This is a genomic window from Streptococcus mitis (assembly GCF_003942695.1).
Classification (GTDB): Bacteria; Bacillota; Bacilli; order Lactobacillales; family Streptococcaceae; genus Streptococcus; species Streptococcus mitis_BD.
Window position 1 is genome coordinate 50,733 of the sequence record NZ_RJNU01000008.1, and the last position, 12,060, is coordinate 62,792.

General features: G+C 42.7%; 16 protein-coding genes. 13 read left to right on the forward strand and 3 right to left on the reverse strand.

What is annotated here, in order from left to right; genetic code table 11:
• The first annotated feature begins 20 nt into the window (after positions 1–20).
• From grpE to dnaJ, 5 genes are all read left to right on the forward strand, one after another.
• Complete coding sequence (gene grpE / locus D8852_RS06900) at positions 21–545, forward strand: nucleotide exchange factor GrpE (RefSeq protein WP_125425177.1); 525 nt, start codon at positions 21–23, stop codon at positions 543–545.
• A gap of 228 nt (positions 546–773) precedes the next feature.
• Positions 774–2,597 carry a molecular chaperone DnaK gene (dnaK, locus tag D8852_RS06905; protein WP_125425178.1) on the forward strand — a complete coding sequence of 608 codons (1,824 nt, stop codon included), beginning with the start codon at positions 774–776 and terminating at the stop codon, positions 2,595–2,597.
• 17 nt (positions 2,598–2,614) lie between these two features.
• A complete protein-coding gene (locus D8852_RS06910; RefSeq protein WP_049519834.1) occupies positions 2,615–2,857 on the forward strand; it encodes a hypothetical protein in 243 nt (80 codons plus the stop codon).
• A 70-nt stretch (positions 2,858–2,927) separates the two neighbouring features.
• On the forward strand, positions 2,928–3,560 hold the full coding sequence (locus tag D8852_RS06915) for a DJ-1/PfpI family protein (RefSeq protein ID WP_125416556.1): 633 nt from the start codon (positions 2,928–2,930) through the stop codon (positions 3,558–3,560).
• 151 nt (positions 3,561–3,711) lie between these two features.
• A complete protein-coding gene (dnaJ, locus tag D8852_RS06920) occupies positions 3,712–4,848 on the forward strand; it encodes a molecular chaperone DnaJ (RefSeq protein ID WP_125425179.1) in 1,137 nt (378 codons plus the stop codon).
• 76 nt (positions 4,849–4,924) lie between these two features.
• Here dnaJ and D8852_RS06925 read toward each other — a convergent pair whose 3' ends face one another.
• The 3 genes from D8852_RS06925 to D8852_RS06935 form a co-directional block, all read right to left on the reverse strand.
• Positions 4,925–5,584: a hypothetical protein gene (locus D8852_RS06925; RefSeq protein ID WP_125425180.1), complete on the reverse strand. Its 660-nt coding sequence runs from the start codon at positions 5,582–5,584 to the stop codon at positions 4,925–4,927.
• A gap of 63 nt (positions 5,585–5,647) precedes the next feature.
• A complete protein-coding gene (locus D8852_RS06930) occupies positions 5,648–5,926 on the reverse strand; it encodes a hypothetical protein (protein ID WP_061417934.1) in 279 nt (92 codons plus the stop codon).
• 9 nt (positions 5,927–5,935) lie between these two features.
• Positions 5,936–6,346, reverse strand: coding sequence for an HIT family protein (locus tag D8852_RS06935; protein ID WP_061417930.1), 411 nt, complete (start codon positions 6,344–6,346; stop codon positions 5,936–5,938).
• 67 nt (positions 6,347–6,413) lie between these two features.
• On the opposite strand from D8852_RS06935, the gene D8852_RS06940 reads away from it, so the two are divergent.
• From D8852_RS06940 to D8852_RS06975, 8 genes are all read left to right on the forward strand, one after another.
• On the forward strand, positions 6,414–7,145 hold the full coding sequence (locus D8852_RS06940; protein ID WP_061417927.1) for an ABC transporter ATP-binding protein: 732 nt from the start codon (positions 6,414–6,416) through the stop codon (positions 7,143–7,145).
• On the forward strand, positions 7,142–8,191 hold the full coding sequence (locus D8852_RS06945; protein ID WP_061417924.1) for an ABC transporter permease: 1,050 nt from the start codon (positions 7,142–7,144) through the stop codon (positions 8,189–8,191). Before D8852_RS06940 ends, D8852_RS06945 begins: the two co-directional genes overlap by 4 nt.
• Before the next feature lie 47 nt (positions 8,192–8,238).
• A complete protein-coding gene (gene ccrZ, locus D8852_RS06950) occupies positions 8,239–9,033 on the forward strand; it encodes a cell cycle regulator CcrZ (protein ID WP_000363016.1) in 795 nt (264 codons plus the stop codon).
• The gene (gene trmB, locus D8852_RS06955) at positions 9,030–9,665 is read left to right on the forward strand and encodes a tRNA (guanosine(46)-N7)-methyltransferase TrmB (protein WP_125425181.1); all 636 of its coding nucleotides are present in this window, start codon (positions 9,030–9,032) and stop codon (positions 9,663–9,665) included. The genes ccrZ and trmB overlap by 4 nt, the downstream gene beginning before the upstream one ends.
• A gap of 126 nt (positions 9,666–9,791) precedes the next feature.
• Positions 9,792–10,271, forward strand: coding sequence for a ribosome maturation factor RimP (rimP, locus tag D8852_RS06960; protein ID WP_000338695.1), 480 nt, complete (start codon positions 9,792–9,794; stop codon positions 10,269–10,271).
• A 42-nt stretch (positions 10,272–10,313) separates the two neighbouring features.
• Positions 10,314–11,450, forward strand: a complete 1,137-nt coding sequence (nusA, locus tag D8852_RS06965; RefSeq protein ID WP_000032278.1) for a transcription termination factor NusA — start codon at positions 10,314–10,316, stop codon at positions 11,448–11,450.
• Positions 11,451–11,471: 21 nt separating this feature from the next.
• Complete coding sequence (rnpM, locus tag D8852_RS06970; RefSeq protein WP_000857560.1) at positions 11,472–11,765, forward strand: RNase P modulator RnpM; 294 nt, start codon at positions 11,472–11,474, stop codon at positions 11,763–11,765.
• Complete coding sequence (locus D8852_RS06975; protein ID WP_001041396.1) at positions 11,758–12,057, forward strand: YlxQ-related RNA-binding protein; 300 nt, start codon at positions 11,758–11,760, stop codon at positions 12,055–12,057. Before rnpM ends, D8852_RS06975 begins: the two co-directional genes overlap by 8 nt.
• Positions 12,058–12,060 lie beyond the last annotated feature (3 nt).

Sequence of the window (12,060 nt, forward strand, 5' to 3'; positions counted from 1 at the left end):
TCCTAAAAAGGAGGCGAAAAATGTCTGAGGAAACAAAAAACGAAGAAGTAAAAGAAGAGGAAGTGGTAGAAACTGCTGAAGAGGCTGTTGAAACTGCTCCTGAAAAATCAGAATTAGAATTAGCCAATGAGCGGGCAGAAGATTTTGAAAATAAATACCTTCGCGCTCATGCGGAAATGCAAAACATCCAACGTCGTGCCAATGAGGAACGCCAACTCTTGCAACGCTATCGAAGCCAAGATTTAGGGAAAGCCATCTTACCTTCCTTGGACAACCTTGAGCGTGCGCTTGCCGTTGAAGGCTTGACGGACGATGTCAAAAAAGGTCTAGAAATGGTGCAAGAAAGCTTGATTCACGCTTTGAAAGAAGAAGGAATCGAAGAAATTGCAGCTGACGGCGAATTTGACCATAACTACCATATGGCTATCCAAACTCTCCCAGCAGACGATGAACACCCAGCAGATACCATTGCCCAAGTTTTCCAAAAGGGCTACAAACTCCATGATCGTATCTTAAGACCGGCAATGGTGGTTGTTTATAACTAGGCTAGATAGCTTAAAAAAACTTGTCCGAAACGACAATAAACTATGAAGAAAGATAAGAGGCAAGCCGGAGGCTTGCAAGGAAGATATTTCCCACCGTGGTGAAGTAGGGGAATTTTTGAGACAATAGGCTCAAAAATTAGTGATGAAATCCCGGAGGGAGTTGCTCATGTCCCCACCACTTAAGGGGAATATCAAAAATAGAAAATTAACTAACAAGGAGAAAAACACATGTCTAAAATTATCGGTATTGACTTAGGTACAACAAACTCAGCAGTTGCAGTTCTTGAAGGAACTGAAAGCAAAATCATTGCAAATCCAGAAGGAAATCGCACAACTCCATCTGTAGTATCATTCAAAAACGGCGAAATCATCGTTGGTGATGCTGCAAAACGTCAAGCAGTTACAAACCCAGATACTGTTATCTCTATCAAGTCTAAGATGGGAACTTCTGAAAAGGTTTCTGCTAATGGTAAAGAATACACTCCACAAGAAATCTCAGCTATGATTCTTCAATACTTGAAAGGTTATGCTGAAGAATACCTTGGTGAAAAAGTAACCAAAGCTGTCATCACAGTTCCAGCTTACTTTAATGATGCGCAACGTCAAGCAACAAAAGATGCAGGTAAAATTGCTGGTCTTGAAGTAGAACGTATCGTCAACGAACCAACTGCGGCAGCCCTTGCTTACGGTTTGGATAAGACTGACAAAGAAGAAAAAATCTTGGTATTCGACCTTGGTGGTGGTACATTCGACGTTTCTATCCTTGAATTGGGTGACGGTGTCTTCGACGTATTGTCAACTGCAGGGGACAACAAACTCGGTGGTGATGACTTTGACCAAAAAATCATTGACCACATGGTAGCAGAATTCAAGAAAGAAAACGGTATTGACTTGTCTACTGACAAGATGGCAATGCAACGTTTGAAAGATGCGGCTGAAAAAGCGAAGAAAGACCTTTCTGGTGTAACTTCAACTCAAATCAGCTTGCCATTCATCACTGCAGGTGAAGCTGGGCCTCTTCACTTGGAAATGACTTTGACTCGTGCGAAATTTGACGATTTGACTCGTGACCTTGTAGAACGTACAAAAGTTCCAGTTCGTCAAGCCCTTTCAGATGCAGGTTTGAGCCTGTCAGAAATCGATGAAGTGATCCTTGTTGGTGGTTCAACTCGTATCCCAGCCGTTGTAGAAGCTGTGAAAGCTGAAACTGGTAAAGAGCCAAACAAATCAGTGAATCCTGACGAAGTAGTTGCTATGGGTGCGGCTATCCAAGGTGGTGTCATCACTGGTGATGTCAAAGACGTTGTTCTTCTTGACGTAACGCCATTGTCACTTGGTATCGAAACAATGGGTGGCGTCTTCACAAAACTCATCGACCGTAACACAACTATCCCAACATCTAAATCACAAGTCTTCTCAACAGCAGCAGACAACCAACCAGCCGTTGATATCCACGTTCTTCAAGGTGAACGCCCAATGGCAGCAGATAACAAGACTCTTGGACGTTTCCAATTGACAGATATCCCAGCTGCACCTCGTGGAATTCCTCAAATTGAAGTAACATTTGACATCGATAAGAACGGTATCGTGTCTGTTAAGGCCAAAGACCTTGGAACTCAAAAAGAACAAACAATTGTCATCCAATCTAACTCAGGTTTGACTGACGAAGAAATCGACCGCATGATGAAAGATGCAGAAGCGAACGCTGAAGCAGATAAGAAACGTAAAGAAGAAGTTGACCTTCGTAACGAAGTAGACCAAGCAATCTTTGCGACTGAAAAGACAATCAAGGAAACTGAAGGAAAAGGCTTTGATGCAGAACGTGACGCTGCCCAAGCTGCCCTTGATGACCTTAAGAAAGCTCAAGAAGACAACAACTTGGATGACATGAAAGCAAAACTTGAAGCATTGAACGAAAAAGCTCAAGGACTTGCTGTCAAACTCTACGAACAAGCTGCAGCAGCCCAACAAGCTCAAGCAGGAGCAGAAGGCGCACAAGCAACAGGAAACGCAGGCGATGACGTCGTAGACGGAGAGTTTACTGAAAAGTAAGATGTTGAGGTATTAATATGAATGATAGAATTGAATTGGAACTCATTTCTGATGAAACTCATGAAAATGGTACATATGATGAGAGAGTGAGGACTTATAAATGCCCTTGTGGCCAAGGAACTGTTGTCTGGTCTAAAGAACGTCCGAATGGTAGTGGTTACGGCTATCAAGCAACTTTTTCAGATGCATTTTGCTATTGTGACAATTGTAAAGATAAATATGATGTTAGCGAATGGAAAGGCTATGCGATTCCGCTATAAATCATAAAGTATGGAAATCCAGAGGTTGTAACCCAGCCTCTGTTTTTCGGTAAAATAGAGGGTGTCGCTTATGAAAAAAGTACTTTGTATCCTTTATCCTAATTTTTCTCTTTATGAGATATCCTCTTTAACGAGTACTTTGGCTCTGTCTTTTGACATCACGATTGATTATGTAGCTTCAGATCATTCGATGGTGGTCTCTGAAGATGGCTTGCCTTGTTTACCTACAAAAACATTGGATCAAGTACGTATAGAAGAGTATTCTTGTGTGATTTTGCCAGGAATGGTAAATATAGGGCCTGCTCTACAGGATGAAAAATTAGCCTCATTTTTGAGAGAACTCGGTGAGCAGGATATCTTAATTACAGCAATTTCTTCTGCGCCCATTTTGTTAGCGAAAGCTGGCTTGTTGAATGACACGAAATTTACTGGTGGGATTTGGCAAAACTTCTTTGATTATTTTGAATTTCTTCCTCGGGAAAATTTCAAAGCAAAAGCTGTCCTGCAAGATAAAAATATCATTACTGCTATTGGCTTTGCACATCAAGAGTTTGCAAGAAAAGTGATTCTTGGTCTAGGTTTGGCAGAAAATACTGACAACTATTTTAAAGAACAGAACGAATATTCAGAAGAGGACTTGATTTTTACTCTATCGGATAAAGAGTTTGATGAAGTGAAGCAGAGTATAGAAAATACACTCTAATGATTTACTTATAAACTATAGAAAGGAATAAGGGTGTTCGTAATTGAACTCGAGCGGAAAGCTTGGAAATTAGATAAACCTCCTAAGAAATCAGGATTTCTTGTCGGTTTCCTAAATTTCAGTCGCTTTCTGTTCGCTCTTAGTATCTTGTATGAACAATACTGAATTTTATGATCGTCTGGGGGTGTCAAAAAACGCTTCGGAAGACGAGATCAAAAAGGCTTATCGTAAGCTTTCCAAAAAATACCACCCAGATATCAACAAGGAGCCTGGTGCTGAGGAAAAATACAAGGAAGTTCAAGAAGCCTATGAGACTTTGAGTGACGACCAAAAACGTGCAGCCTACGACCAATATGGGGCTACGGGTGCCAACGGTGGCTTTGGTGGTGCTGGCGGTTTCGGTGGCTTTGACGGAGCAAGTGGCTTCGGTGGTTTTGAGGATATTTTCTCAAGTTTCTTCGGCGGAGGCGGAGCTTCGCGCAATCCAAACGCTCCTCGTCAAGGGGATGACCTCCAGTATCGTGTGAACTTGACCTTTGAAGAAGCTATCTTTGGAACGGAAAAAGAGGTTAAATACAATCGTGAAGCCAGCTGTCGTACATGTAACGGCTCTGGTGCTAAGCCAGGGACAAGTCCAGTCACTTGTGGACGCTGTCATGGCGCTGGTGTCATTAACGTCGATACGCAGACTCCTCTTGGTATGATGCGTCGCCAAGTAACCTGTGATGTCTGTCATGGTCGCGGAAAAGAAATCAAAGATCCATGTACAACTTGTCACGGAACAGGTCATGAAAAACAAGCTCATAGCGTACATGTAAAAATCCCAGCTGGTGTGGAAACAGGCCAACAAATCCGCCTAGCGGGTCAAGGTGAAGCAGGCTTTAACGGTGGACCTTATGGTGACTTGTATGTGGTGGTTTCAGTAGAAGCTAGTGATAAGTTTGAACGTGAAGGAACGACTATCTTCTACAATCTGAACCTCAACTTTGTCCAAGCAGCCCTTGGTGATACTGTGGAAATTCCAACCGTGCATGGTGATGTTGAATTGGTCATCCCAGAAGGAACTCAGACAGGTAAGAAGTTCCGTCTACGTGGCAAGGGTGCACCAAGCCTTCGTGGTGGTGCAGTTGGTGATCAATATGTTACAGTTAATGTCGTGACTCCGACAGGTTTGAACGACCGCCAAAAAGCTGCGCTTAAAGAATTCGCAGCTGCAGGTGACTTGAAAGTCAATCCAAAGAAAAAAGGCTTCTTTGACCACATAAAAGATGCCTTTGAAGGAGAATAAAATAAAAAGAGCCGATGGGCTCTTTTTTGTTATCTTTGAAAATTTAGCGTCGAAAAATCATTTTCCAGTTAGCCTACTATTTATACTTTTGAGTGAGCAAGCCAGCTGCATCCATGTCCTGAATGAGTTGCTTGATTTCTGCTTCTTTGCCAGGCTTAACGGTGATGGTATCAATGTGGTTGATTGCCGAGTTATCCTGAATATCCACTAAAGTCAAAGCTTTTTCATAGAATGCAATTCCTTTTTTTAGACTTTCCTGATCATTCCAAAAGAGAAGTGAGTAATTGGGATTAAATTTCTTTCCGATTTCTTGGAGATACTTCTCGCTTTCTTTCTCTAAAAACTGCAATAAACCATGATTGAACAAGTTATCCCCTACTTTATAGTATGAAATTTCTCCTGTCTGGAGGACATAGACTTCGAGTCGATTTTTGGTGAGTTTCGGACTTTCTTTTAGGACTGGGTGGCTATTGATAACCTCATCTGGGAAAGTAACATAAAAATTTAAGCCTCCACCCTCGAATTGATACCTTCCATTTGATTCTACTTTCTCAGGAGGGAGGTCAAGGGAGATAAAGATTTGTTTTAAGGTTTCATTCCCTTTTTGGATGTCACCCAGTGAGGCCTTGAAAAGATTCATCAGTAGTAGAAATGCCAAGGCTGCAAGCAGGCAGAGGCAACCACAAGGGATCGCGATGACCTTTGCTAGAACTTTTAAAAACTGTTTCACTTTCATTCCCTCCTTTTTCTGTTCAAACCTAGTATCCAAAAAAGAGTTTAAGGAAAGTTGGAGGCTTTCTTATTCTTGTTTTTCTTCTTGGAGGACCGCCATTCTGGTTTGGAAATCCTTTTCCAAGACTTTGAACTTGTAGGTTAGGTCTTTTTGGTATTCCTTGATAAGGGTTTTTTGCCGGTCGATGATTTGTAGACTGTTTTGAATGACATCCAAATCCTCCTTCATAGCTTCGACACGGTCGCTAGTATCCACAAACTCCTCTGTGATGGCTTGGCGATTTTTTACGACAAAATAACTTCCAGCTGCAGCTCCTGCGAATAGCAATAGATTGGATAGTTTCATGGCAACTCCTTAAGCGTTTCTAATGGTTTCAGCGACTTGGGCAAGTTTGTCAAAGTCAGGTTCGTGAGCGATAAAGTCAATCTTGAGGTCATCTTCTGCACCGTAGCGAGGTACGAGGTGCACATGGGTATGAAAGACCGTTTGACCAGCGACTTCCTCGCAATTGGCAATGATATTCATGCCGACAGCCTTGGTAGCCTTCATAACTTTTTGAGCCACTGTTGGCACTTGTGCAAAGAGTTGGCTGGCGCTCGCAGCATTCATCTCCAAGAGATTGCGGTAGTGCTCTTTTGGCACGACTAAGGTGTGTCCAGGCGTTACTTGAGAGATATCAAGAAAGGCAAGAACCTGCTCATCTTCGTATACTTTTGAAGCAGGAATATCCCCTGCGATGATCTTACAAAAAATGCAATCTGACATAAAATCCACCTCTACTGTATTGAATTTTGATATAATATAGCTACATTATACCAGATTCGGAGAAAATATGTTAGAAATTAAAAACCTGACAGGAGGCTATGTTCACGTTCCTGTCTTGAAAGATGTGTCCTTTACAGTTGAAAGTGGGCAGTTGGTCGGTTTGATTGGTCTCAACGGTGCTGGGAAATCAACGACTATCAATGAGATTATCGGTCTGTTGACACCTTACAGTGGGGAAATCAAGATTAATGGTCTCACCTTGCGAGAAGATGCAACCAACTACCGCAAACAGGTTGGCTATATCCCAGAAACGCCTAGTCTGTATGAGGAATTGACCCTCAGAGAGCATATCGAGACGGTTGCCATGGCCTATGGTATTGAGCAAAAAGTGGCTTTTGAGCGAGTAGAATCTTTGTTAAAAATGTTTCGTTTGGATCAAAAATTAGACTGGCTCCCAGTGCATTTTTCCAAAGGGATGAAGCAGAAGGTCATGATTATCTGTGCCTTTGTCGTGGATCCGAGCCTCTTTATCGTAGATGAGCCTTTTCTTGGCCTCGATCCACTCGCTATTTCTGACTTGATTCAGCTTTTGGAAGTGGAAAAGCAAAAAGGCAAGTCTATCCTCATGAGTACCCATGTTCTGGACTCGGCGGAGAAGATGTGTGACGCCTTTGTCATTCTCCACAAGGGAGAGGTGCGTGCCAAGGGGAATCTGGCGCAACTACGCGAAGCCTTTGACATGCCTGAAGCAAGTTTGAATGACATTTACTTGGCTCTGACCAAAGAGGAGGAGCTATGAAAGACTTGTTTTTAAAGCGAAAGCAGGCTTTTCGTAAGGAGTGTGTCGGTTATCTGCGTTATGTTCTAAATGACCACTTTGTCTTGTTCCTGCTAGTTCTTATCGGCTTTCTAGCTTACCAGTATAGTCAACTCTTGCAAGATTTTCCTGAAAATCATTGGCCTATCCTCTTGTTTTTTGGGATTGTATCTGTCTTACTTTTGGCTTGGGGAGGAATCGCGACCTACATGGAAGGACCTGACAAGCTCTTTCTCTTAGTCAGTGAAGAGGAGGTTAAGTCTCACCTCAAAGGGCAGACGATGCGCTCACTGGTCTTTTGGCTCTTTGTCCAAACCCTTTTCTTGCTTTTATTTGCGCCCTTATTTTTAGCCATGGGTTATGGCTTGCCAGTTTTTTTCATCTATGTGCTTTTATTGGGAGCAGCAAAGTACCTAATCTTTCGCCAAAAAGTTAGTAAATTTTTTACAGAGAATGGGCTTGACTGGGACTATGTGATCGCTCAAGAAAGCAAACGCAAGCAAGTCTTGCTTCGTTTCTTTGCTCTCTTTACGCAGGTCAAGGGGATTTCAAATAGTGTCAAACGTCGTGCTTATCTGGATTTCATCCTAAATGTTGTTCAAAAGGTTCCAGGGAAGATCTGGCAAAACCTCTATCTTCGTTCTTATCTGCGAAATGGAGATCTCTTTGCCCTCAGTTTCAGGCTTCTCTTGCTTTCTTTGTTAGCTGAGATCTTTATCGAGCAATCTTGGATTGCGACAGCAGTGGTAATACTGTTTAACTATCTCTTACTCTTCCAATTGCTAGCCCTCTATCACGCCTTTGATTACCAATACTTGACCCAGCTCTTTCCACTAGAAAAAGGGGAGAAAGAAAAGGGTCTGAAACAGGTTGTGCTCGGTGTGGGAAGTGCAGTTCTTTTGCTGGAGCTGCTGGTCGGAGCAGTGGTTTTTCAAGAAAAAATAGCCTTGTTGGCTCTTGTAGGGGCTAGTCTCTTCCTACAATTGTTTTATTTGCCTTACCAACTAAAAAGATTGGTTGACGAATAGACCAAAAACTAGTAGAATAGTAAGGAAACTTTATACGGAGGAAAGAAATGGACTTGGGTGATAATGAGCTAACGCTGACCCCTATACCTGGGAAGAGCGGCAAAGCTTATATGGGAAGCTACCCTGATGGGAAGCGCGTCTTTGTAAAAATGAACACCTCTCCAATCCTACCTGGCCTAGCCAGAGAACAAATCGCTCCTCAATTACTATGGACTCGTCGTTTGCCAGATGGTCGTGATATGTGTGCCCAGGAATGGTTGACGGGCAAAATCTTGACACCGCACGATATGAACCGCAAGCAGATTATCAATATCTTGACACGTCTTCACCGCTCACGTCCCTTGATGAAGCAGTTGAGCCGTTTGGGATATACCATGGAGACGCCAGTAGACTTGTTGCAGTCTTGGAGGCAAGAAGCACCCGAAGTCTTGAAACGACATCAGTACTTAAACTCGGTGATTGATGATTTGCGCAGGACGGTTCCAGGCTTTAGGGAAGACCATGCAACGATTGTGCATGGTGATCTTCGCCATAGTAATTGGATTGAGACAGAGAGTGGACTCGTTTATCTAGTGGATTGGGATTCGGTTCGTCTGACGGATCGTATGTTTGATGTGGCGCATTTGCTATGCCACTACATTCCAGATCATCAGTGGCGTCAATGGTTGAGAGACTATGGCTATAAGTACAATCAGACAGTGTTAGATAAATTGTATTGGTATGGTCAGTATTCTTACTTGAGCCAGATTGCCAAATACTTTGTAAATCAAGATTTAGATAATGTAAACCGGGAGATTTATGCCTTGCGTGTCTTCCGTGACAAGTATGGAAAGAAGAGATGAGAGTTAGAAATCGTAAAGGGGCGACAGAATTACTAGAGGCCAATCCTCAGTATGTGGTCCTCAATCCCTTTGAAGCAAAAGGGAAATGGCGAGACTTGTTTGGAAATGATCATCCTATTCATGTTGAAGTTGGAAGTGGGAAAGGGGCCTTCGTATCAGGAATGGCCAAGCAAAATCCTGACATCAACTACATCGGGATTGACATCCAAAAGTCGGTATTGAGTTATGCCTTGGACAAGGTGCTTGAAGTTGGAGTGCCCAACATCAAGTTGCTGTGGGTAGATGGTTCAGATCTGACCGACTACTTTGAAGACGGTGAAATTGATCGTCTCTACCTAAACTTTTCAGATCCCTGGCCTAAAAAACGCCATGAAAAACGTCGTTTGACTTACAAGAGTTTCTTGGATACCTTCAAGCGCATCTTGCCTGAGAATGGGGAAATCCATTTCAAGACAGATAATCGTGGCTTGTTTGAGTACAGTCTAGTGAGCTTTTCTCAGTATGGCATGAAGCTCAATGGGGTTTGGCTGGACTTGCATGCCAGTGATTTTGAAGGCAATGTCATGACGGAATATGAGCAAAAATTCTCCAGCAAAGGTCAAGTGATTTACCGAGTTGAGGCAGAATTTTAAGAAATAGCTTGAAAATAAGCCGTTTGAGTGCTTATGCTTTACATAAATTGACAAACGTGCTATACTGATAGTAAGAATATGAGAAAGAGAGGCGGGGAAATATCTTCGCCTCTTGCTTATGAGGAGGTGGACGCAATCGCAACAATTGTAGAATTAGTCAGAGAAGTTGTAGAACCTGTCATTCAAGCACCTTTCGAACTCGTGGATATCGAGTATGGAAAGATTGGCAGTGATATGATTCTCAGTATTTTTGTAGATAAACCTGAAGGAATTACCTTGAACGACACGGCAGATTTGACAGAAATTATCAGTCCTGTCCTAGATACCATCAAGCCTGATCCCTTCCCAGAACAATATTTCCTAGAAATCACCAGTCCAGGCTTGGAACGTCCTTTGAAAACCAAGGATGCTGTCGCTGGAGCAGTTGGGAAATACATCCATGTCGGGCTCTACCAAGCCATCGATAAGCAAAAGGTCTTTGAAGGAACCTTAGTATCCTTTGAAGAGGATGAGTTGACTATGGAGTATATGGACAAGACACGTAAGAAAACCGTCCAGATTCCATACAGTTTAGTATCAAAAGCACGTTTAGCAGTTAAACTATAGAAAAGAAAGGATAGCTTTTGAGGATTCAAAAGTAAAAAGAACATGAGTAAAGAAATGCTAGAGGCCTTCCGCATTTTGGAAGAAGACAAGGGAATCAAAAAAGAAGACATCATCGACGCAGTAGTAGAGTCGCTTCGTTCCGCTTATCGTAGACGCTATGGTCAATCTGACAGCGTAGCTATCGACTTCAACGAAAAAACAGGTGACTTTACTGTCTATACTGTTCGTGAAGTTGTTGATGAAGTATTTGACAGCCGTTTGGAAATCAGCTTGAAAGATGCTCTTGCCATTAATTCAGCTTATGAGCTTGGTGATAAAATCAAGTTTGAAGAAGCACCTGCTGAGTTTGGTCGTGTAGCAGCCCAATCTGCTAAACAAACCATCATGGAAAAAATGCGCAAGCAAACACGTGCCATCACTTACAATACTTATAAAGAACATGAGCAAGAAATCATGTCAGGTACTGTAGAACGCTTTGACAACCGCTTTATCTATGTCAACCTTGGTAGCATCGAAGCCCAATTGTCAAAACAAGACCAAATTCCTGGAGAAGTTTTTGCTTCTCACGACCGTATCGAAGTTTATGTTTACAAGGTTGAAGACAATCCTCGTGGTGTGAACGTCTTTGTTAGCCGTAGCCATCCAGAGATGATTAAGCGTTTGATGGAGCAAGAAATTCCAGAAGTCTACGATGGAACTGTTGAAATCATGAGCGTAGCTCGTGAAGCAGGTGACCGTACCAAGGTTGCTGTTCGTAGCCACAATCCAAACGTGGACGCTATCGGTACAATCGTTGGACGTGGTGGTGCTAACATCAAGAAGATCACCAGCAAATTCCACCCAGCTCGCTACGATGCCAAGAGCGACCGCATGATTCCTGTCGAAGAAAACATCGACGTTATTGAGTGGGTAGCGGATCCAGCTGAGTTTATCTACAATGCCATCGCACCTGCAGAGGTTGACCAAGTTATCTTTGATGAAAATGATAGCAAACGTGCCTTGGTCGTTGTACCTGATAACAAGCTTTCTCTTGCTATCGGTCGTCGTGGACAAAACGTTCGCTTGGCAGCTCACTTGACGGGTTACCGTATCGATATCAAGTCTGCAAGTGAGTTTGAAGCTATGGAAGAAGCAGGTCAAGTGGATTACGCAGCTGCGGACGAATTGACGGAAGAATAAAAGCTGCTAGAGGAGGGAAAGATGAAAACAAGAAAAATCCCTTTGCGCAAGTCTGTTGTATCCAACGAAGTGATTGATAAACGTGATTTGCTCCGCATTGTCAAGAACAAAGAAGGACAGGTCTTTATCGATCCGACAGGCAAGGCCAATGGCCGTGGCGCTTATATCAAGCTAGACAATGCAGAAGCCCTAGAGGCAAAAAAGAAGAAAGTCTTTAACCGCAGCTTTAACATGGAAGTTGAAGAAAGCTTTTATGACGAGTTGATCGCCTATGTGGATCACAAAGTGAAAAGAAGAGAGTTAGGACTTGAATAAGCAAAAGATAAGCAATCTCTTGGGACTTGCTCAGCGAGCAGGCCGGATCATATCAGGGGAGGAATTGGTGGTCAAGGCCATCCAAGACCAGAAAGCCAAGCTAGTCTTTCTAGCCCATGATGCTGGTCCCAATCTGACCAAGAAGATTCAAGATAAAAGTGACTATTATCAAGTAGAAGTTATAACCGTGTTTTCAACACTGGAATTAAGCATAGCAGTCGGAAAATCGAGAAAGGTTTTGGCTGTGACAGATGCTGGATTTACAAAGAAAATGAGGTCTCTTATGGAATAGAAG